Raw genomic sequence first — 24975 nt, forward strand, 5'->3', positions numbered from 1 at the left:
CGAGGTAGAGAATCAAGCCTCGGTTGTAGCAGAAGCACCAGATGGAACGTTTGTAGATGATCTTTCAGGAGCAACCACCACCACGGATGATATTACAGTAACGACCCTTTGTGAAGGAGCTGCTATTGCACTTGTTAAAATAGCAACACCAATAGATGATGATGGTAATGGTTGTTTGGATGTTGGTGAATCGATCGAGTATCAGTTTATTGTGACCAACTTAGGAAACGTAACCTTAACGGATGTTGTTGTAACAGACGGAATGGTTGATGTGATGGGTGGTCCAATTACATTGGATGCAGGAGTTGAAGATGATACTACATTTACTGCGGTATATATCATAACACAAGATGATGTAGATGCTGGTGAGGTAATAAACCAAGCAATGGTTGATGGAACTGCACCAGACGGAACGGTAGTAAGCGACCTGTCAGATTTTATCAGTAATACACTAGATAGACCAACTGTAACTGTATTATGTCAATCACCTTCACTTTCTCTTGAGAAGAGTGGTGTTTGGAATGATGAGAATGGTGATGGTTCGGTACAAGCAGGAGAAACGATCTCGTATCTTTTTGTAGTAACCAATACAGGAAACGTGACATTGTATAATATTGAGATCAATGATCCATTACCAGGTATTGAAGTGCTTGGCGGACCAATTCCAGTATTACTTCCGAATGAAGTTGACAGTACAACGTTTACTGCGGAGTATGTGATCACTCAGGATGATGTTGATGCAGGTGAGGTGATAAACCAAGCAATTGCAACGGGATCGGACGCTATGGGAACTATTATAGCGGAAGATACTTCAGATGATCCGAATGATCCTACTAACGATGATTTAAACAATGATGGAGAACCAGATGATCCAACAGTGATTGTATTACCATTCGTTGAACCAGTACTTCCATTTGAGATATTTAACGGTATTACACCAGATGGTGATGGCTTAAATGATTTCTTCAATGTTCTTGGAATTGAAAACTTCCCAGATAATAATATGAAGATCTTTAATAGATGGGGAGTACTTGTTTGGGAAACCGACGGATACGGAGGAACCACAGGTAAAGAAAATGTATTCCAAGGTGTTTCTAATGGTCGTTCTACAATTCGTCAGGATGAAGATTTACCAACAGGAACTTACTTCTATATCTTAGTTCGCGTAGATCCAGATAGTGGTGAAGGTTTAAAAGATTCAGGCTACTTATATATTAATAGATAGATTTTTGATAAAATAGATTCCGGGAGATTTTATCTCCCGGACCTTAAATGATATACTTATGAAATACAGTTATTTAATAATCGGTTTTTTGGTCTTTTTAGGAGGCTTTTCTGCAAAGGCACAACAAGATCCGCAGTACACTCAGTATATGTACAACACGCAGGTGGTGAATCCAGCTTATGCTGGGTCTAGAGATGTATTGAGTTTCGGACTTTTGTATAGAACGCAATGGGTTGGTTTTGAAGGAGCTCCAAAAACAGCAACTTTTACTGCAAACTCACCTATTGGTTCATTACAAAATATGGGGTTAGGGCTATCAATCGTTCGCGATGAAATAGGACCCGCTGTAGAAACTAATGTAATTGTTGATTATTCTTATTCAATTAATACCTCGGATAGCGCTGAATTATCATTCGGTTTAAAAGCAGGAATCGACCTATTAGATATTGATTTTAACAAGCTAAATATTTTTGATTCAGGAGATGTATTTGAAAACAATATTGATAACAAGTTACAACCGCAAATCGGAGCAGGAATTTATTATAACACAAGTAAATTTTACGCCGGACTTTCAGTTCCTAATTTTTTAACTACGAGTCACTATGATGAGTCAACATTAGATGATGTAAATTTTGAAGGTGATATTGCCCCAGCAGAGCGTTTGCATTATTTTCTAATTGCGGGCTATGTATTTGACTTGAGCGATAATTTAAAATTCAAGCCAGCAACCTTAATTAAAGCTGTTAGTGGTTCACCTTTGCAATGGGACGTTTCAGGAAACTTTTTGATCAACGAAAAATTTACCGTAGGTGCTGCATATCGTTGGAGTGCTGCCATGAGTGCAATGGTTGGATTTCAGGCATCTGATCAGATCTTTATTGGTTTTGGGTATGATTATCAAACAACAGATATTGAAAGCTATAGTGACGGATCATATGAACTTATGCTTCGTTTTGATGTCTTTAACAAGCCTGAGCGAGTATTGACACCGCGTTTCTTTTAATCCTGTAAGTTAATTAACAAAGTATTTCTAATTCCTTACTGTTTCATTAATTTTGCTGAATTGCAGATAGATAAAACCTCACATAAATTAAATACAATGAAATTATTCATAACAAAAGTAGTGTTATTGGCTATCGTCCTTTTAGGAGCGACCGATGCATTTTCTCAGAAAAAGCAGATCGAAAAGGCAAATAAAGATTTTGATAAATACTCTTATATCGATGCTCGTGATATTTATCTGAAGGTAGTTGAGGATGGTTATGAATCTGCCGAGATCTTTAAAAAACTTGGGGATACCTATTATTGGAACAGTGATTACGACAATGCGGCCAAATGGTACCAAAGATTGGTAAGTAGATTTCCGGGTGATGTTGAGGCGGAATATTACTACCGAGCCGCGCAGTCATTAAAAAGTATCAATAAATACGATGAGTCTGATCGCTTAATGACTAAATACGCAGAATTAGGTGGAGAAAGACATTTGGTTGAAAATTTTAATAGTGATCCAGATTATCTTAAGAGTATCGCTTTTCAGGCGAAAGACTTTTTGCTTGAAAAAGTAGCTGTTAATACAGAATATTCAGATTTTGGTCCGTCTTATTACGGTGACCGAATAGTTTTTGCTTCCGCAAGTAAAGATAGTAAGGGTAGTAAAATTTATGGTTGGACTGAACAACCGTTCTTAGATTTGTTTGTTGCCGATATGGATTCCGAAGGGAAACTTTCCAACGTTGAAAAATTGGCTGGCGACATTAATACAGAATATCATGAATCTTCTGCAGCCTTTACAAAAGATGGCAAAACTATTTATTTTACACGTAATAACTTTATTGATGGTAAAAAAGGAAAGGATAAGCAAAAAACTATTCGTTTAAAACTTTATAAAGCCACCAAAAGTGGAGAGAATTTTTGGACAAATGTTGTAGAATTACCTTTCAATAGTAAAGAGTATTCTGTAGCACATCCCGCTTTAAGTGTTGATGAGAAAAAATTATATTTTTCTTCTGATATGCCAGGAACCATAGGTATGAGTGATCTTTGGTATGTTGATATTTTAGGCGATAATATGTTTAGCGAGCCTGTAAATCTTGGTGAGGCCATCAATACAGAGACACGGGAATCGTTTCCTTTTATTAGTAAACTTAATAACTTATACTTCTCAACCGATGGTCGTGCTGGTTTAGGTGGATATGATATTTATGTTACGCCACTTGATGCCTACGGAAAACCAGGTTCAATTACTAACCTAGGTGAGCCTGCCAATAGTAATCAAGATGATTTTGGTTTTATAGTAGATGAGGAAAAACGAATTGGATTCTTGTCATCAAACCGTGATGGTGCTAAAGGAAGTATCGATGATGAAATTTATCGTGTTCAAGAAAAATGTGAAATTACAATTACAGGAACTGTATTTGATATAGATTCTAACAAATTATTGCCAGGAGCTGAAGTTTCACTTTTGGATGAGAACAATACATTAATAGACAAAGTGATCGTTGGTGAAGATGCCGCTTTTAATTTTATGGCAGCCTGTGAAAGTCAGTACGCCATACGTGCAACAAAAACGCAGTACGCTCCTAATGAGAAAGTTGTGGAAACTCCTGCGAAGACAGGAACTATTGAAGTACCTATACCTTTAAAACTTGTTGATCCTTGTCCGCGAAACGATCTTGGTTGTCGTTTAACACTGCAGCCTATTTATTTCGACTTTGATAAATGGAATATTCGTCCGGATGCTGCCATTGAACTAGCGAAAATTTTAGCAGCAATGCGTCAATATCCTGAGTTAGTTATACATATTGAATCACATACTGATTCAAGAGGAAAAGATTCGTATAATGAGGCGCTCTCTGAGAGACGTGCGCAATCTACTTTAGATTGGCTAGTAGAGAATGGAATAAGCAGAAGCAGACTTAGTGCGAAAGGATATGGTGAATATCAACTTACCAATCAGTGTTCGAATGGGGTTAAATGTACCGAAGAAGAGCATCAGTTAAATCGACGCTCTATGTTCATTATTCAGAACTAAAAATATAAAAAAATCATCAAACGAAAAACGCTCAAATTTATTGGGCGTTTTTTTTGTTAAATACTATTGATTCTTTATTCTTTATGATCAAATATTGAATATTCTGAAGCCTTTTATTCGTATAGGTTCTATTCTACTAATGATGTTATTCCCACAAAGCTAATGCCTTGAAACTATTAAATATAGGGCGATATACGTGTTTACACGTACGACTTATTCCTACAAAAAAATCGAACAAAACTAGGGTATTAGTGTAGTTCAGCGATTATTGTTTGGGTTTCATCTAATAACTCATATTTAGTAAGATTTTAACATTTGTTCGTGCGTATATTTGACTAAAGAATAGCGTATTGCTGTCTTAGCCCCTAAAATGAACAGTCTACAAACATCTATTGTATTGGAGGTCTGTATCCTTGATACAGGCAAATTTACATTTGAAACTTAAAAAATATAGTTTATATGCGAAATATTACTTTTACTTCTTCGTATCAGAGAATCTTAACCATCGTAAGTGTAATTGCGTTATTATTCTCGTCCGCTTTATTAGCGAATGAATCGCTTTCTTCATGGTCTTCTTCGGAAGCTAATTATGATATGCCTGTTTTTAAATCTTTAGAAGAGGCAAATTATGAAGCAAGCTTTATTGGTCCAAAACTTCCTTTAAATAATGCAAAGAGCGTTTTCGCTTCTTCATCTAATTCATATGTATTTGGAGCTTTAGGTTCGGTTAACGACACGGCGGAATATACCAGCTGCAATGTGGCAGTAGATTGTGAATGTTATAGAACAGTTACAAATACAGATCACTGTTCATCAAATAGTCATTATCAAATGTATCTTTCAGGCCCTAATGGGTCTTTTCATTTGAATACCATAGGGACTTCGGTATGGGAAGAATGTTCCTCAACGGGTACTGCGCGCTTCCATGGGCAATCTAGCAAAAATGGAGAGAATTTTACATGGGATGTATATTTCTCAGGTGCCACCACAACACCTCCTTCTCAAAGTCCTAAAAAACATGATTGTTTAAATGAAAATTCTAATGGTTGGGTATATTATCCTGATGCCTGCGGAACATTAACCTCTTCAGTAAATGGAACATTTGACCTTACGCGAATGGGGCCATCTTTCCAACTAGGAAATGGTGCGAACGTAACCAGTGACAACCTAAACTTTGGAGGTTCAGGATGGTTTACTGTTTCTGGCGGAAATGGAGCGTATACCGCTGGAGATTTAAATCTAATGTTGTCAAACAATGTTACATGTCCTTCAAATTCAACCGGAGCAACCAACGATATAAATAGCACGTTCCAAGCAGTGGCTGTTTCTGGCAATGTCTTAAGTAATGATGTAGATCCTCAAGGAGATGATCAATTTGTAGCTACTACGCCAGTTTCAGGACCAGCAAATGGTTCAGTGCTGTTAAATGTAGATGGAACCTATACCTATACTCCAAGTGGTTCATTTATGGGAACCGATAGTTTTGTATATGAAGTTTGTGATAGTGGTTCGCCTAAGGCATGTGCTACGGCAACCGTTACAATTCAGGTTTTGGCTCCGCCCACACCAAGAAGTTGTGAGTGTTCACCATTTTATGAAAATTCAAATTTTGTAAATCCAACAAAAATATCAGGGTCTCATTTACAAGAAGGAGCTGTATATCGATTCAGAAATGTTTTTCCAAACAATCAATACGGTACTACCATTGATGCATTGGTAAAAATAGAAGACTTTAAAAATGGTGCGTCACTTTTAGAAATAGATGTGACCTCTTCAGGCCTTCAAGAGGCATTTCAGCCAAGAATTAATAGTACCAATAATGGTGATCAAAGTGTTGAGTTCAGTATTACTTTCGTTGAAGACGGGGGTGGCTATAATGATCAAGTAACAATTTCATTTTTCGCTTCGCCATTAGATATTGATGGTGATAATGTAAGTACACGGGAGTACGGGGAGATTTCACTTCCAGATGCGTACTTCGTTTCAAACAATACGCTTCTCAATATGACACAGAATGCGTCTATTGTTCGTGGTGAATGTTCTATTGTTAACGTGGCTCCAGGACCAGATGTGTCTCTAGATCCTCGTTTTACGTATAGTAATTATTTCGAAAATAAGTCATCATTTAAATATACTATCGGTAAGATAGATGGAGATAGCGATCGTTACTATTCATTAGATATGGATAGTGCAGATTACAATGATCCTAATTCAGTTTTGGTAACTTATCCAGTTATCTGCGGAAATGTGAGTGATGACAACGGCTTTCCATTAGTTGGAGTAGATGTAGACGTAACAGGTTCAGACGGAAGTTCAACAACAGTAACTACCGATAACAATGGAAATTATAAAGCAATAGCAGCTATTCCTGAAGCTCTTGTTAATGTAGAATATGACATCCGTGAGAATGACCTTGATGGATATCTCTCTATCTCAGATGTAGATGGGGCTAATGATAATTTAATTGAACGCACAATTAATTTAATGTCTACCTGCGGAAATGACTTCGTAGATGGAGCAGATAGTCCAGATGGCTGGACCTTTGATTGTGGGGATGATAAAGTGGTTGATGAATTTGGTTACAATGCAAATTGTCAAAATACTTCAATAGTTGATCTTTCGTCAGCAACAGGCATATATCAATATGTAGTAGAACTTGTATTTAAAGGAGGAAATCCTGGTCAAACTTTAGATGTTGTTGATAGTTCAGGAACAGCTCATACGCTTGCTAGAGATATCCCTATCGGAAATAGTTCAAATGTTTTTGTCTATAGAGGTCTAATAACTGGATCAACAACTTCACTTACCTATAATACAACAAACACATACAAGTGTAAACTTCAGTCAATTGTAGTATACGCTTTTAGAAATCAACCAGGAGCAACTGCAAGTACGGGAGTATTTACAGGTAAAAGTGGTTACAATAATATTCAAACGATCACTATTGATGTTCCTTCTTTTACGGGGCCAAGAGATTTGATCATTGAAACGCCTATTTCAGAATTGACACCAGACGGACGCTATTTACTTTTAAAAGCACAAGCCGGTACAGTAAGTGACCAATTGTTTATTTATGGTCCAGATGGATCATTGCCAGGAGGCGACTGCTGTTTGGCGGTTCCATCGCTTACATTAACTGCTGTTCCAGGAAACATTACACAAGTTGTGATTTCGGTTGACACTAGAAATGGTCAAAATGGCCAGTCTGTAAATGGTCAATCTTGGGTTATTGCAAGTGGTGTTAATATTGAAGGAGTTTGTTATGATGATCTAGAATTGACATTAGATAATCAAGAAAATATTCTTTGTTTTGGGGACGATACAGGATCTATTACTGTAACACCAACAGGTGGATTGCCACCATATAGCTTTACTTTAAACGGAGGAACGCCACAAGCATCACCAATATTTTCTAACCTGGTGGCTGGTGTTTATAACGTTGAAGTTACAGATTCACTTAATAATATGGCTTCTATAAGTGTTACACTTACAGAACCAGATCCAATTACAATCCAACTTTCAAAAGTAGATGCCACGGCAACTGGAGCTTGTATAAATGGTGAGGCAACAGCAACTCCTTCTGGAGGTGTAGGTCCTTATACTTATCAGTGGGGGGCTTCTGCAGGAAATCAAACAACACAAACAGCAACGAATCTTCCTGGTTCTGCTGGGGGTGGAATTACGCATATGGTTACTGTTACAGACGCAAATGGATGTACAAGTGAGCAAAGTGTTGTAATTGACTGTGTTAACGATTGTGATGCGGTAATTAGTATTGACAATGTTACAGATGTACTTTGTAAAGGAGATGATTCAGGTAGTGCAACTGTAAGTGCAACTTCAGTAGCTAATCCAGGAGCAGGATTTACCTTTACATGGAACACAGTGCCACCACAAGTAGATAATGGAGTGACTTCAAGTACAATTAGTGGATTGGGAGCTGGAGTATATACTGTTAGTGTTACAATTGACGGAACATTATGTGCTCCTGTCGAGCAAAGCGTTACTATTGGAGAACCCGCAACTGCAGTAAATGTTAATGCTACGTCTACAGACGAAAGTGGACCTGGAGCTGGAGATGGTACTGCAACTGCAAATCCAAGTGGAGGAACACCGCCTTATACATATTCATGGAGTCCTGGAGGACAGACTACACAGACAATTACAGGTCTTGGAGCTGGAACATATGCTGTAACGGTTACAGACGCGAATGGCTGTATGGCCACTGCAACAACCACAGTAAATTCAATTCCTTGTAACTTAAGTGCTACTGCAAGCTCTACACCAGTTTCTTGTAATGGAGGAAATGACGGAACAGCTACAGTAGGTGTTAATGGCGGTGTTGGTCCATTTACCTATTCTTGGAGCCCAGGAGGTGCAACTACCCAATCGATCTCAGGATTGACCGCTGGAGTATACACCGTTACAGTTACGGATACAACTACTTTATGTACCGAGACGTCTACCACAACAGTAAATGAGCCAGGAGCTTTAAGTTCAGGTATTGCAATAACTGCAGTAGATTGTTATGGTGCACCTACAGGTTCATTAGATTTAACAGTTACTGGAGGTACACAGCCTTACTCATTCTTATGGACTCCAGGTGGAGCAACCACAGAAGATTTAACCAACCTTCCTGCAGGAACATATTCTGTATTGATTACCGATGCAAACGGATGTACATTGACAGATTCAGCTACGGTCACTCAGCCAACAAGTGCTTTGGAAATTACTGAAGTTGTAACCGATGTGCTTTGCTTTGGTGATGCTACAGGAGCGATAGATGTTTCAGTTAGCGGAGGAACAGCACCTTATAGCTATAACTGGAGCAACGGGGCAACTACCCAAGATATTAGCAACGTAACAGCGGGTGTTTATACAGTTTCTGTAATGGACGCAAATGGTTGCACGCTTGACAAAAATATTACAATTTCTCAGCCAGATTCATTATCTATCCAATTGACAAAAATTGATGCTACCGCTACAGGTGGTTGTGGTAATGGAGAAGCTACAGCAACTCCTTCTGGAGGTGTAGCTCCTTATACTTATCAGTGGGGTGCTTCCGCAGGAAATCAAACTACCATGACAGCAACGAATCTTCCTGGTTCAGCTGGCGGTGGAATTACTCACACTGTGGTTGTTACTGACGCCAATGGTTGTACCATTGAGCAAAGTGTTGTAATTGACTGTGTAAACGATTGCGATGCGGTTATTGGAATAGACAATGTTACCAACGTATTATGTAAAGGAGATGAATCAGGAAGTGCTACTGTAAGTGCCACTTCTGTGTCAAATCCTGGAGCAACATTTACTTTTACTTGGAATACCATTCCTGCTCAAGTGAATGCGGGAGTTACTTCAAGTACAATAGTGAATCAAGGAGCTGGAGTTTACACTGTTAGTGTAACTATTGATGGCACCTTATGCGATGCAGTTGAGCAGAGCGTTACTATAACTGAACCGGCCACGGCTGTAAATGTAACAGCTTCGTCTACAGATGAAAGTGGACCAGGAGCCGGAGATGGTACAGCTACTGCAAGCCCTAGTGGCGGAACACCGCCTTATACATATTCATGGAGTCCTGGAGGTCAGACTACTCAGACCATTACAGGTTTAGGTGCTGGAGACTATACAGTTACTGTAACAGATGCTAATGGTTGTATGGCTATGTCTACAACAACAGTAAATTCAACTCCTTGTAATTTAAGTGCTACCGCAAGTTCTACACCTGTTTCTTGTAACGGAGGAAATGACGGAACAGCTACAGTAGGTGTTAATGGAGGTGTTGGACCATTCACTTATTCATGGAGCCCAGGAGGTGCAACTACCCAATCGATCTCAGGATTGACCGCTGGAGTATACACCGTTACAGTTACAGATACAACTACTTTATGTACTGAGACTTCAACCACAACAGTAAATGAGCCAAGCGCGCTTAGTTCTGGTATCGCTATTACTTCGGTAGATTGTTATGGTGATTCTACAGGCTCATTAGATTTAACTGTTACTGGAGGTACACAACCTTACTCATTCTTATGGACCCCAGGTGGAGCAACTACAGAAGATTTAACCAACCTTTCTGCTGGAACATATTCTGTGCTAATTACAGATGCCAATGGATGTACGCTTACAGATAGCGCAACGGTTTCAGAACCTCAGGCAGCGCTAACGCTGGCCGTCGATTCACAGTCAGATATTGTTTGTTTAGGACTTGGTTCGGTTACGGTACTTGCCTCTGGAGGAACTGCTCCTTATCTATATAGTTTAGATGGTGGAACACCTCAGGCTTCAGGCGTATTTGACAATTTAGATCCAGGTACCTATATAGTTTCAGCTTATGATGCTAATGGTTGTACTACTGAAATTGAGATTGAGATCCTTATAAATTGTACAGACGCTATCAATGATATCAACAACACCTATATGGATATCGCTGTAAGCGGAAACGTACTTACTAATGATGAAGATGCTGAAGGAGATACACAAACAGTAACTACAACGGGAACATTCCCAACGGTACAGGGCGGAAGTGTTACCATGAATGCTGATGGTAGTTATATTTATACGCCACCAGCGGGTTATGTAGGTCCAGATCAGTTCAACTATAGTATTGTAGATAGTGGTAACCCACAAGCGACAGATTCCGCAACAGTGTTTATCGAAGTATTACCTGTTACGGGTAACAACACAACGATCGCCAATGCTGATACTGCAGGAACTTTGATGGATACTCCGGTAGATGGAAATGTACTGACCAACGATTTTGATCCTGAAGGAGATAATCAAACGGTAACCAGTGTAGGTACTTTCCCAACAACACAAGGTGGGTCAATTACGATCAATGCCGACGGAAGTTACACTTACACACCACCAGCTGGATTTGTAGGTGAAGATACTTTCGAGTATTTCATTACAGATGACAATCCAAATGGTCCGGCAACCGACTCCGCGATCTTAGCGATCACAGTTAGTCCGAATAACGGAACGAACGTAACCTTTGCTAATGATGATGCTTACAATGGTAATCAAGGAGCAACGGTAAGTGGAAATGTACTAGATAACGATCAAGATCCAGAGGGTCATACACAACTTGTTGACACGGTACTTACGCCTGTTAGCGGACCAAGTGTCGGAGTGTTATCGATCAATGCTGATGGAACATTTACGTATACACCAAACGATCCTAACTTCTTCGGAACAGATCAGTTTGTATATGAGATCTTTGATAACGGAAGTCCTGTAGCAAGAGATCAAGCAACGGTGATCATTACGATCTTCGGAATCAATACCACTGATGCTATTAATGATATCAACAACACCTATATGGATATCGCTGTAAGCGGAAACGTACTTACTAATGATGAAGATGCTGAAGGAGATACACAAACAGTAACTACAACGGGAACATTCCCAACGGTACAAGGCGGAAGTGTTACTATGAATGCTGATGGTAGTTATATTTATACGCCACCAGCGGGTTATGTAGGTCCAGATCAGTTCAACTATAGTATTGTAGATAGTGGTAACCCACAAGCGACAGATTCAGCAACAGTGTTTATCGAAGTATTACCTGTTACGGGTAACAACACAACGATCGCCAATGCTGATACTGCGGGAACTTTGATGGATACTCCGGTAGATGGAAATGTACTGACTAACGATTTTGATCCTGAAGGAGATAATCAAACGGTAACCAGTGTAGGTACTTTCCCAACAACACAAGGTGGGTCAATTACGATCAATGCCGACGGAAGTTACACTTACACACCACCAGCTGGATTTGTAGGTGAAGATACTTTCGAGTATTTCATTACAGATGACAATCCAAATGGTCCGGCAACCGACTCAGCGATCTTAGCGATCACTGTGAGTCCGAATAACGGAACGAACATAACCTTTGCTAATGATGATGCTTACAATGGTAATCAAGGAGCAACGGTAAGTGGAAACGTACTAGATAACGATCAAGATCCAGAGGGTCATACACAACTTGTTGATACGGTACTTACGCCTGTTAGCGGACCAAGCTTCGGAGTGTTATCGATCAATGCTGATGGAACATTTACGTATACACCAAACGACCCTAACTTCTTCGGAACAGATCAGTTTGTATATGAGATCTTTGATAACGGAAGTCCTGTAGCAAGAGATCAAGCAACGGTGATCATTACGATCTTCGGAATGAATTTGACAGATGCTGTTCAGGATATTAACAATACATATGTTGATCTTCCAGTTTCAGGAAATGTATTGACAAATGACGAGGATGCCGAAGGAGACGCTCAAGTAGTTACTTCCGTAGGGACCTTTCCAACAACTCAGGGTGGTTCTATCACAATTAATGCTGATGGAAGTTATACATATTCTCCACCAGCTGGATTTACCGGACAAGATACATTTGAATATACTATTGAAGACGACGGTAACCCACAAGCGACAGATTCAGCGATCATTTATATTGAAGTGCTTCCAACAAACTCTTCAGATAATGATCCTCCAGTAGCTAACCCAGATACTGCGGGTACTGAAATAGATACACCAGTAGATGGAAATGTATTGCCAAATGATTTTGATCCTGATGGTGATACTATTATGGTTACTTCCGTAGGTACATTCCCTACCACAGAGGGAGGAACTGTAACAATCAATGCTGATGGTACATTTACGTACACACCACCAGCTGGATTTACAGGTGAAGACACATTCCCTTATACTATTTGTGATGATGCACCGGTGTCATTGTGTGATGATTCATTTGTTACCATAACAGTGGATGGAAATAATCTTGATAATCATACATACGCCAATGATGATGCTTATAATGGAATTCCAGGCCAGACAATTGTTGGCAACGTACTAGACAATGATCAAGATCCAGAAGGAGATACACAAGTGGTAAATCCAATACCATTTCAAGCTCCTGTAAATGGAACATTAACATTGAATCCTGATGGAACATTCGAGTATGTTCCTAATGATCCAAACTTTGTAGGTACTGATCAATTTATCTATAGCATCTGTGATTCAGGAACGCCACAAGCTTGTGATGAAGCAACCGTTTATATTACAATCAGTGCTGCTAATAATGACATTTTAGCGATCGACGATATTAATAATACATATGTAGGTCTTCCTGTAGATGGTAATGTAGCAACGAACGATGAGAATCCTGATGGTCCTGCTGGAACTGAAACCTTTACTTTGGTAAGTGGTCCAACAGCAGGTGGAACATTGGTATTCAACCCTGATGGAACATATACCTATACACCGCCAGCCGATCCAATGGTAATGGAAGATACTTTTGTATACCAAATATGTGATGCTGGTAATCCAATAGCATGTGATACTGCAACGGTTTATATCGAGATCTTACCACTAGGTAGTCCAGATAATAACCCGCCAGTTGCCAATGCTGATACCAATACAACAGAGGTTAACACGCCAATCGACGGTAATGTATTACCAAACGATTTTGATCCTGACGGTGATGATATCACTATTACCACGCCAACGGTAACAACTGCTGAAGGTGTAGTAGTAACGATCAACCCTGACGGAAGCTATATATACACACCTCCAATTGATTTTGTAGGAGAAGATACTTTTGAGTATTCTATTTGTGATAACGGTACGCCACAGTTATGTGATACAACTACTGTTATAATCCAAGTGATTCCAAACAACGGTAACATTACAGTTGCCAACGATGATGCTTACAATGGCTTTATCGGTGAGGATATTGCAGGAAACGTACTTGATAACGATGAAGATCCTGAAGGTGATGGTCAGATGGTAGACGCTACGATCAGTCCAATTAGTGGTCCAAGTAATGGAACATTAGTGATCAATGCTGATGGAACATTCATTTATACACCAAATGCTGGTTTCTTCGGAACAGATCAGTTTGTATATGAGATCTTTGATGATAACGCTATAGAGGCAAGAGATCAGGCAACCGTTTACTTAACGATAGGTGATCCAGGAAACGACATTTTAGCGATCGACGATATTAATAATACATATGTAGGTCTTTCAGTAGATGGTAATGTAGCAACGAACGATGAGAATCCTGATGGTCCTGCTGGAACTGAAACCTTTACTTTGGTAAGTGGTCCAACAGCAGGTGGAACATTGGTATTCAACCCTGATGGAACATATACCTATACACCGCCAGCCGATCCAATGGTAATGGAAGATACTTTTGTATACCAAATATGTGATGCTGGTAATCCAATAGCATGTGATACTGCAACGGTTTATATCGAGATCTTACCACTAGGTAGTCCAGATAATAACCCGCCAGTTGCCAATGCTGATACCAATACAACAGAGGTTAACACGCCAATCGACGGTAATGTATTACCAAACGATTTTGATCCTGACGGTGATGACATCACTATTACTACGCCAACGGTAACAACTGCTGAAGGTGTAGTAGTAACAATCAACCCTGACGGAAGCTATATATACACACCTCCAATTGATTTTGTAGGAGAAGATACTTTTGAGTACTCTATTTGTGATAACGGTACGCCACAGTTATGTGATACAACTACTGTTATAATCCAAGTGATTCCAAACAACGGTAACATTACAGTTGCCAACGATGATGCTTACAATGGCTTTATCGGTGAGGATATTGCAGGAAACGTACTTGATAACGATGAAGATCCTGAAGGTGATGGTCAGATGGTAGACGCTACGATCAGTCCAATTAGTGGTCCAAGTAATGGAACATTAGTGATCAATGCTGATGGAACATTCATTTATACACCAAATGCTGGTTTCTTCGGAACAGATCAGTTTGTATATGAGATCTTTGATGATAACGCTACAGAGGCAAGAGATCAGGCAACCGTTTACTTAACGATAGGTGATCCAGGAAACGACATTTTAGCGATTGATGACATCAATAATACATTTGTAAACACTACTGTAAGTGGAGATGTAGGAACAAATGACCTTAATGCTGATGGTCCTGCTGGAACTGAAACCTTTACTTTAGTAAGTGGTCCAACAGCAGGTGGAACATTAGTGTTCAACCCTGATGGAACATACACGTATACACCAGCATTAGATTTTGTTGGAGAAGATACTTTTGTGTATCAAGTGTGTGATGCTGGTAATCCTATCGCTTGTGATACAGCAACAGTAACCATTGAAGTAGTTGATGACCCTATTATTGGGAATGATCCTCCAATTGCGAACAATGATACTAATGTAACACTGATGAATGTGCCGGTTGATGGTAATGTATTGCCTAATGATTATGACCCAGATGGAGATCCAATCACAATCACAACACCTACAGTAATAACCACTGAAGGTGTAACGGTGACCATTAACCCTGACGGTAGTTATACATACAACCCACCAATTGGTTTTGTTGGAGAAGATACATTTGTATATACTATTTGTGATAATGGTATGCCAGCATTGTGTGACGAAGCAACAGTGGTTATCTATGTACTACCAAGTAATAAAAATATCACTGCAGCAGTAGATGATGCATACTATGGTGAGATTGATACGCCTATAATGGGTAATGTATTGGATAACGATTCCGATCCTCAAAATGATAATCAAACTGTTGACATCGCTATTAGCCCGGTAAGCGGACCTAGTAACGGAACCTTAGTGATCAACGCGGATGGTACATTTACATATACACCAGGTCCAGGCTTTATAGGAACTGATCAATTTGTATATGCAATATTCGATGACGGCTTCCCAGTAGCGACAGATTTAGCTACTGTGTATATCTTGATCGAGCAAACACCAGCACCAGCAATCGCTATCCTGAAAACAGGCGTCTTTGTAGATGGTAATCAAAATCAATGTGCAGATGCTGGAGAATCTATCGACTACACAATGACTGTTACTAATGAAGGTAATATGCCATTAAGTAATGTGATCGTTACTGATCCATTACTAGGAGGTGTTGTTCCAGGACCAGATTCTGGTGACACTAACAGTGATGATGTTCTTGACTTAGATGAAACATGGATTTACCTCGGAAGCTATACAATAACACAAGATGATATTGATGCGGGTCAAGTTGTTAATCAGGCTACTGCCGAAGGTACTGATGAGGATGGAACTACAGTAGAAGATCTTTCTGATGAAACGTCAATTCTTGAAGATGACCCTACAATAACTGTACTATGCCAGAACCCTGCAATCGCTATCGTGAAGGCTGGATTCTTTGTAGACGGAAACGGAAACCAATGTGCAGATGTTGGAGAGTCTATTGACTATACTTTCATTGTTACAAACCAAGGCAATGTGAGCTTAGCATCGATCATAGTTGATGACCCATTATTGGGTGGACCTATAGCAGGACCTGATTCAGGAGATACTGATGGTGATCTTGAATTAGATGTAACTGAAACATGGATGTATACTGCAAGTTATATAATCACTCAAGATGATATTGATGACGGACAGGTGGTAAATCAAGCAACGGCTGATGGAACTGCTCCAGATGGAACTATAGTTGATGATCTTTCGGATGATGATAGCGTTCTTGAAGATGATCCAACAGTAACAGAGCTTTGTCAAAACCCAGCAATCGCAATCGTTAAAACAGGTCTATTCGTAGACGGTAACGGTGATAATTGTGCAGACGTTGATGAGACAATTGATTATACATTTACTGTAACTAATCAAGGTAATGTAAGTTTAGCTTCAATAGTAGTTGATGATCCATTCTTAGGTGGACCTATTGCAGGACCAGATTCAGGTGATACCGATGGTGATCTTGAATTAGATGTAACTGAAACATGGATTTATACCGCTACTTATACAATTACTCAAGTTGATATTGATGCCGGACAAGTAACCAATCAAGCAACAGCTGATGGTACTGCTCCAGATGGTACAGTTGTTCAAGACCTTTCAGATGATGATAGTATTCTTGAAGATGATCCAACAGTAACTGAACTTTGTCAGAACCCAGCAATCGCAATCGTTAAAACAGGTCTATTCGTAGATGGAAACGGTAATAATTGTGCTGATGTTGATGAGACAATTGATTATACATTTACTGTGACTAACCAAGGTAATGTAAGCTTAGCTTCAATAGTAGTTGATGATCCATTCTTAGGAGGGCCTATTGCAGGACCAGCTTCAGGAGATACCGACGGTGATCTTGAATTAGATGTTACTGAAACATGGATTTATACAGCAACCTATACAATTACTCAGGTTGATATTGATGCAGGACAAGTAACCAATCAAGCAACGGCAGATGGAACTGCTCCAGATGGAACTGTAGTTACTGATCTTTCAGATGACGATAGTATTCTTGAAGATGACCCAACAATTACAGAGCTTTGTCAAGAAGCTAGTATAGCGCTTATTAAGTTTGGAATTGTTCCAGATCCTGTAACAGGAGGTGGCTGTCCAGTAGAAGGCGATATTGTTGAATATGAATTCACTGTTGTAAATACTGGTAACGTGACACTAGAGAATGTTAATATTACTGATCCACTTCCGGGCATTGTACTTGTTGGAGGGCCAATAACATTAGCTGCTGGCGCAACAGATGCTACTACCTTTACTGCGACATATGCTGTTACTCAGGCAGATGTTGATGCAGGATTTGTAGAGAATCAAGCTACTGTGTTTGGAACAACTATTGGTGGAACAACGGTTTCAGATCTTTCAGATGATAATGTTATTACTGAAGATGATCCTACTATTGTTGACCTTTGCCAGACACCAGTGATCGCGCTTGTGAAAAAAGGAACATTCAACGATGAGAATGGTGATGAATGTGCTGATATAGGAGAAACTATTTCGTACGAATTCACAGTATTCAACTTAGGAAACGTAACCTTAGAGAATATCACAATCGATGATCCTATTGTTAACGTTCAAGGAGGGCCAATTACACTAGCTCCACTTGCATCTGATGCAACTTCTTTCACAGCGACTTATATCATTACTCAAGATGATATTGATATGGGCTCTAGGGAGAACCAAGCAACAGTAACTGGATTTACATTGTTGGGTCAAGAAGTAAATGACCTTTCCGATGAGAGCAGTGAGTTTGGTGACGACCCAACAATCACAGATCTATGTCAGGGAGCACAAATTGCTCTTGTGAAGATGGCAACGCCAAATGATGAGAATGGTAATGGTTGTATTGATGTAGATGAAACGATTGACTATAGCTTTATTGTAACGAATACTGGAAACGTAACCTTAACAGGAGTATTTATTATGGATGGCTTAGTAAATGTTCAAGGATCTCCAATTACGCTTATGGCGGGAGAGTCTGATATAAGTAACTTCTTTGCTACCTATACAGTAGTACAATCAGATATTGATGCTGGAAATGTTACGAATCAGGCAATAGCTGAAGGTACTACTCCTGAAGGAACTACAGTTAGTGACTTGTCCGATTTCAGCAGTAATACTGAAGACCGACCAACAGTGACTATTCTTTGTCAAGAACCTAAAATGTCTGTTGAGAAGACAGGTGTTTGGAATGACGAAAATGGTGACGGCTCAGCACAAGAAGGCGAAACAGTATCATACGTATTCCATATAACAAACACTGGAAATGTGACATTGTACAATATCGAATTGGAAGATCCTCTTCCAGGTATCGAAATTATGGGCGGCCCAATCGCAGTCTTAAATATCGGTGATACAGATATGACAACGTTTACAGCAGAGTACGTTATCACTCAAGATGACGTTGATGCCGGCGAAGTAGTTAACCAAGCAATTGCTACAGCCTATGATGTTAATGGAAATATTATCGCAACTGATACTTCAGATGATCCAAACGATCCTGTCAATACGGATCCTGATGGAGATGGAGATCCTGATGATATGACGGTTACCATTCTTCCTAATGTACTTAATCCAGGTCAATTTGAGATCTTCAACGGTATCACACCAGATGGAGACGGCTTAAACGACTTCTTTAATGTACTTGGTATTGAAAATTGGCCAAACAACAATATGAAGATCTTTAACAGATGGGGTGTTCTTGTTTGGGAAACAGATGGATATGGTGGCACAGATGGGAAAAACAATGTGTTTAGAGGTGTCTCTAACGGAAGATCAACCATCCGTGAAGAGAAAGAGTTGCCAACAGGTACTTATTTCTATATACTAGAACGTATCGATCCAGATAGTGGGGAAACGTTGAAGAACTCAGGCTACTTATATATTAACCGATAGACACTAATTAAGAATAAACCCCGGGAGTCTTACCACTCCTGGGTTTAAAATAGAAACCTATGAGACACAGTTATTTTATCGTCATCATTTTGATGTTGCTAGGTACATTTTCCAGCAACGCACAACAAGATCCGCAGTACACTCAGTATATGTATAATACACAGGTTGTTAATCCTGCTTATGCTGGATCGCGTGATGCCCTTAGCTTCGGCCTTTTGTATCGTACCCAGTGGGTTGGTTTCGAAGGCGCACCTAAAACAGCAACCTTCACAGCCAACAGTCCTATTGGAGCACTACAAAATATGGGTCTCGGACTCTCTATTATACGTGATGAAATTGGACCAGCTGTCGAGTCGAACGTCCTCGTTGATTATTCTTATACGATCAATACTTCCGATGTTGCTGAACTTTCGTTCGGATTAAAGGCGGGTATTGATATACTTGATATCGATTTTACAAAGTTGAATATCTTTGATTCAGGTGATATTTTTGAACAGAATATTGATAATAAAATTCAGCCACAAATAGGAGCTGGGATTTATTATAACACAAGTAAATTTTATGCAGGTCTTTCTGTTCCGAATTTTTTAACAACTAGTCATTACGACGAATCGACTTTAGATGATGTAAATTTTGATGGAGATATTGCTCCAGCAGAGCGTCTTCACTATTTTCTTATTGCCGGTTATGTATTCGATCTTAGTGATAATTTAAAATTTAAGCCAGCTACCTTAGTAAAAGCAGTAAGTGGCTCTCCTTTACAATGGGATGTCTCAGGTAACTTTTTAATAAATGAAAAGTTTACTGTAGGTGCAGCATATCGTTGGAGCGCAGCCATGAGTGCTATGCTTGGCTTCCAAGCCTCCGATCAAATATTCGTCGGATTTGGTTACGACTATCAAACAACAGATATTGAGAGTTATAGTGACGGCTCTTATGAAGTTATGCTTCGTTTTGATGTCTTTAGTAAACCAGAAAGAGTATTAACACCACGTTTCTTCTAAGAACACTTAAAGCGATCCATATGAAAAATTTTACTTCCAAATTTATATTATTTACGCTGGCCCTCTTTTTGGGATCGAGTGCTTTGTTTTCACAAGAAGTTAGAGAAAAGAAAGCCGAGAAGAAAATGGATGGGCTCGCTTATATTGATGCACGTGCAATTTATCTCGAGCTCGTTGAAAAAGGATATGAAAAACCTGAATATTTTAAAAATTTAGGAGATACCTATTATTGGAATAGCGATTATCGAAGAGCTTCAGAATGGTATCAAAAACTTATTGAACGTTTTCCAGGTAGTGCCGAGCCAGAATATTATTATCGCGCAGCACAATCGCTGAAAAGTATTGATAAATACAAAGAATCAGATAAGTTAATGGATTTCTACGCAGCTTCTGGTGGCGATGAATACATAATCAAAAGTTTTAAAGAAGATCCAGATTATCTCAATAGTATCGATAAAGGAGCTAAAGGCTATTTATTGGAAAAAGTTGAAATAAATACACCTACCTCAGATTTTGGACCAACTTACTACGGTGATAAATTAGTATACGCGTCTGCCGGTAATGGAACAGACGGTACAAAAATTTATTCATGGACCAATCAACCTTACTTAGATCTCTTTGAAGCTGATATGGATGCTAATGGTATCCTTTCTAATCCACGACCTTTATCTGGCGATATCAATACAGAGTTTCATGAATCTTCAGCCGCATTTACTAAAGATGGTACAACAGTGTATTTTACACGAAATGACTTCGAAAAAGGTAAAAAAGTAAGAGATCAGAATAAAACAGTACGTCTTAAACTATATCGTGCTACTAAAAGTGGCGATAGTTGGATCGATGTTCAAAAACTTCCTGAACCAAGCTTTAACGTAAAAGGATATTCCTATTCACATCCTGCTTTAAGTTTGGATGGAAAAAAATTATACTTTTCTTCGGATATGCCAGGAACACTTGGAATGAGTGATATTTGGTATGTAGATATTTTAGAAGGCAATCAATATGGAACACCAGTAAATCTAGGCCCATTCTTTAACACGGGTGGAAGAGAATCATTTCCGTATATAAGTAAAGAGAATAATCTATATTTCTCTACAGATGGTCGTTCAGGATTAGGTGGATTTGATATTTACTACACCCCTCTTGATGACGAAGGTAAAACCGGAGATATTCATAATCTAGGAAAACCTGCAAATAGTAATCAAGATGATTTTGGATTTATTGTTGATGAGGAAAAGTTTATAGGCTTCCTTACTTCCAATAGAGACGGGGATGCAGGAAGTGATAGCGATGAAATTTATCGTGTACGAGAAAATTGTGTGATCACTATTGTAGGTACCGTTTACGATGCATACGAAAACGAAAAATTACTACCAGGTTCTGAAGTTTCTTTGTTAGATGAAAATAATAAACTCATCGATAAAATGATTGTTGGAGCAGATGCTGCGTATACTTTTACAGCAGAATGTGATAAGAATTACTCAGTTCGAGGTACCAAAGAGAATTATAGTCCGAATGAAATTGCATTTACCACACCTGATAAAACAGGAACAGTAACGCAACCAATTCCGTTGGTGCCACCTTGTCCTCCAGACGATTTAAGCTGTATTTTATGTATCCAGCCTATTTTCTTTAATTTCGACAAATGGAATATTCGTGATGATGCAGAAGGTGAACTTGCAAAAGTTATCATCGCTATGCAGAAGTATCCAAATATGAAAATTAGCATAGAGTCGCATACAGATTCTAGAGCAACTTTTGAATACAACGATGCGCTTTCTGAAAGACGTGCCCAATCAACACTCGATTATCTTGTAGCTAACGGAATTGACCGCAGTAGGTTGACAGCAAAAGGCTATGGGGAAAGACAACTGCTTGATCGTTGTACCATTTTTGATGAATGCGGAAAAATAATTGGAACTTATGATTGTTCACAAAAGCAATTAGATAATCCAAAATGTAGCGATGGCGTAGATTGTTCCGAAGTAGAACATCAACTCAACCGTCGATCCGTTTTTAGGATTATTAGTAACTAGCCAAATACTTTTATTTAAAAGCGTTCTCAACCGAGAGCGCTTTTTGTTTTTTATAAAGATGGCAATTCGTATTTTTGAAAAAAAAATGCTATGACTGAAGAAAAGGTCATTCTCGTTAATGAGCATGATGAGCAGATAGGGTTAATGCCGAAGCAGGAAGCACACGAAAAAGGGGTTTTGCATCGTGCATTTTCCATATTTATTTTTAATGACAATGGAGACCTTATGTTACAGCAACGCGCTATGCATAAGTATCATTCACCTGGACTTTGGACCAACACTTGCTGTAGTCACCAACGTGAGGGCGAATCATCTCTGAAAGCCGGATTTAGAAGGCTAGATGAAGAAATGGGTTTTACAACCAATCTTAAAGAGAAAACTTCTTTTATCTATAAGGCACCGTTTGATAATGGTTTAACTGAACATGAATTCGACCATATTTTAGTAGGAACCTTTAATGAAGATCCTACTATCAACCCAGATGAAGTGGCGCAATGGAAATGGATGCCCCTAAAAGAGGTTAAAGAAGATATTTTAAATAATCCCGATCAATATACAGCTTGGTTTAAAATAATTTTTGAAAAATTTTATCAGTATCTTGAGGTATGAGCATTACGGTTTATAGAAAAGCACATTTTAACGCTGCGCATCGCCTTTTTCGGGAAGATTGGGATGACGCTAAAAACTTAAAGATTTTTGGAAAGTGCAGCAATCCTCATTATCACGGCCATAATTACGAGCTGGAGGTGGGAGTGACGGGTGAGATCGATCCTGAGACAGGTTTTTTAATCGATTTGAAGATCTTAAAAAATATCATTGCTGAGGAGGTTGAAATTCCATTAGATCATAAAAACCTCAATTTGGAGGTAGCTGCCTTTAAAAGTTTGAATCCTACCGTTGAAAATATCGCGGTAGTTATTTGGAATCGCTTAAGAAAACGATTAGATAGTTCCTTTGGGTTAGAAGTGAAATTGTATGAAACTCCTCGAAATTTTGTGGTTTATAAAGGTTAGTGTATGTCAATAACTCTCGGAGACACATTGCCTGCATTTAGCCTGATCGACCAAGACGGAGTAATGATCTCTTCCGAAATATTTAAGGGGACACCTTTAGTAGTATATTTTTATCCCAAAAATTTTACTCCAGGTTGTACAAAAGAAGCGTGTAGTTTTCGAGATCAGTTTCAAGATTTTACAGATCTAGGAGCCAAAGTTGTTGGTATTAGTGGAGATAGTGAGGTATCTCATCAAAAATTTGCAAAAAAGTATCGCTTGCCTTTTACATTATTATCTGACCAAAAAGGCAAGGTAAAACGCGCCTTTGGAGTAAAGGCTACATTTTTGGGGATGCTGCCTGGTAGAGAAACATTTGTTTTTGATAAGACTGGTGTTTTGATCTATAAGTTTCAATCACTAAATGCACAACCGCATATAGAAAAATCACTTCAACAGTTAAAAAAATTAGTGTGAGCGCGGACCCTAAATTATACCCATTAAAATTTGAGCCTATCCTTAAGCAAAAGGTCTGGGGAGGTAATAAATTAGCTTCAATCTACCACAAAGAATCACACCAAGATTCCATAGGGGAGAGCTGGGAGCTTTCCGGCGTGGCTGGATCCATTTCAGTAATTGCAAATGGTCCATTAAAAGGGATGACACTTATAGAAGCACTAGAAAAGTATCGATCGCAACTTGTGGGAGATAAGGTTTATGAGCACTTCGGAAATGAATTTCCACTGTTATTTAAGTTTATAGACGCTAAAAAAGATTTGTCGGTGCAACTTCACCCAAACGACGAACTAGCCCGCGCAAGGCATAATAGCTTCGGAAAAACAGAAATGTGGTATATTTTGGAGGCTGAAGAAGATGCAAGACTTATTCTTGGTTTTAATCGAAATGTAACCCGAGCTGAGTATAAAAGCTATCTTTCAGAAAATAAAATCACCGATATTCTTCATTCCGAAGGAGTAGAGAAAGGGGACAGTTTTTTTATCAAAACTGGTACGGTACACGCAATTGGCGCGGGAATTGTTTTAGCTGAAATACAACAAACTTCCGATGTGACTTATCGAATTTTCGACTGGGATCGCCCCGGAATAGATGGAGAAATGCGTGAATTACATACAGACCTGGCGATCGATGCTATTGATTATTCTGTAAGTGAAGCAAAGTGTTCCTACCGGGATATGGAAAATACCGATGTTGTAATATGTAAATCACCTTATTTTAAAACTAGTAAGTTATTGTTAACCAGTAACTTCAAACAATCGTTTAATTCAAACGATACTTTTACGGTTTACATGTGCATCGAAGGAGAGGCTTCCTTTCACTGTGAGGGATATTCTGAGATAATCAGGAAAGGAGAAACAGTGCTGATCCCTGCTTGTATGGATTCACTCACCATTGAAACGGAAAATGCAATATTTTTAGCGGTGAACATTCCGTAAGTATTTGTAACTTCGCCGCATAAACGAAATTTAAA

At 39.0% G+C, this 24975-nt stretch carries 10 protein-coding genes; all 10 read left to right on the forward strand.

The annotated features are described in order from the left end of the window. The coding region (locus tag ACY2RU_RS16940; RefSeq protein WP_490139672.1) for a DUF7507 domain-containing protein at positions 1 to 1225 on the forward strand (1225 nt) is incomplete at its 5' end. A gap of 58 nt (positions 1226 to 1283) precedes the next feature. Then, positions 1284 to 2228 (forward strand): PorP/SprF family type IX secretion system membrane protein, encoded by a 945-nt coding sequence (locus ACY2RU_RS16945; protein ID WP_490139673.1) that lies wholly within the window; start codon positions 1284 to 1286, stop codon positions 2226 to 2228. A gap of 96 nt (positions 2229 to 2324) precedes the next feature. Continuing rightward, the gene (locus ACY2RU_RS16950; protein ID WP_490139674.1) at positions 2325 to 4256 is read left to right on the forward strand and encodes an OmpA family protein; all 1932 of its coding nucleotides are present in this window, start codon (positions 2325 to 2327) and stop codon (positions 4254 to 4256) included. 459 nt (positions 4257 to 4715) lie between these two features. Beyond that, positions 4716 to 19454: a cadherin-like domain-containing protein gene (locus ACY2RU_RS16955; RefSeq protein WP_490139675.1), complete on the forward strand. Its 14739-nt coding sequence runs from the start codon at positions 4716 to 4718 to the stop codon at positions 19452 to 19454. 59 nt (positions 19455 to 19513) lie between these two features. Further along, a complete protein-coding gene (locus ACY2RU_RS16960) occupies positions 19514 to 20458 on the forward strand; it encodes a PorP/SprF family type IX secretion system membrane protein (protein ID WP_490139676.1) in 945 nt (314 codons plus the stop codon). Positions 20459 to 20478: 20 nt separating this feature from the next. Continuing rightward, positions 20479 to 22494: an OmpA family protein gene (locus tag ACY2RU_RS16965; protein WP_490139677.1), complete on the forward strand. Its 2016-nt coding sequence runs from the start codon at positions 20479 to 20481 to the stop codon at positions 22492 to 22494. Positions 22495 to 22584: 90 nt separating this feature from the next. Continuing rightward, complete coding sequence (gene idi / locus ACY2RU_RS16970) at positions 22585 to 23103, forward strand: isopentenyl-diphosphate Delta-isomerase (RefSeq protein ID WP_490139678.1); 519 nt, start codon at positions 22585 to 22587, stop codon at positions 23101 to 23103. Further along, entirely contained in the window at positions 23100 to 23507 is a 408-nt protein-coding gene (locus tag ACY2RU_RS16975) for a 6-pyruvoyl trahydropterin synthase family protein (protein WP_490139679.1), read from the forward strand. Before idi ends, ACY2RU_RS16975 begins: the two co-directional genes overlap by 4 nt. Positions 23508 to 23510: 3 nt before the next feature. Next, entirely contained in the window at positions 23511 to 23963 is a 453-nt protein-coding gene (locus ACY2RU_RS16980) for a peroxiredoxin (protein ID WP_490139680.1), read from the forward strand. Next, a complete protein-coding gene (locus ACY2RU_RS16985) occupies positions 23960 to 24940 on the forward strand; it encodes a type I phosphomannose isomerase catalytic subunit (RefSeq protein WP_490139681.1) in 981 nt (326 codons plus the stop codon). The genes ACY2RU_RS16980 and ACY2RU_RS16985 overlap by 4 nt, the downstream gene beginning before the upstream one ends. Positions 24941 to 24975: the final 35 nt, after the last annotated feature.

The organism is Ulvibacter sp. 2305UL32-6, assembly GCF_058148545.1.

What these genes read in the sequence shown, in the direction of transcription:
- ACY2RU_RS16945 (WP_490139673.1), top strand. Translation starts at nt 1,284, where the DNA reads ATGAAATACAGTTATTTAATAATCGGTTTTTTGGTCTTTTTAGGAGGC.
- ACY2RU_RS16950 (WP_490139674.1), top strand. Translation starts at nt 2,325, where the DNA reads ATGAAATTATTCATAACAAAAGTAGTGTTATTGGCTATCGTCCTTTTA.
- ACY2RU_RS16955 (WP_490139675.1), top strand. Translation starts at nt 4,716, where the DNA reads ATGCGAAATATTACTTTTACTTCTTCGTATCAGAGAATCTTAACCATC.
- ACY2RU_RS16960 (WP_490139676.1), top strand. Translation starts at nt 19,514, where the DNA reads ATGAGACACAGTTATTTTATCGTCATCATTTTGATGTTGCTAGGTACA.
- ACY2RU_RS16965 (WP_490139677.1), top strand. Translation starts at nt 20,479, where the DNA reads ATGAAAAATTTTACTTCCAAATTTATATTATTTACGCTGGCCCTCTTT.
- idi (WP_490139678.1), top strand. Translation starts at nt 22,585, where the DNA reads ATGACTGAAGAAAAGGTCATTCTCGTTAATGAGCATGATGAGCAGATA.
- ACY2RU_RS16975 (WP_490139679.1), top strand. Translation starts at nt 23,100, where the DNA reads ATGAGCATTACGGTTTATAGAAAAGCACATTTTAACGCTGCGCATCGC.
- ACY2RU_RS16980 (WP_490139680.1), top strand. Translation starts at nt 23,511, where the DNA reads ATGTCAATAACTCTCGGAGACACATTGCCTGCATTTAGCCTGATCGAC.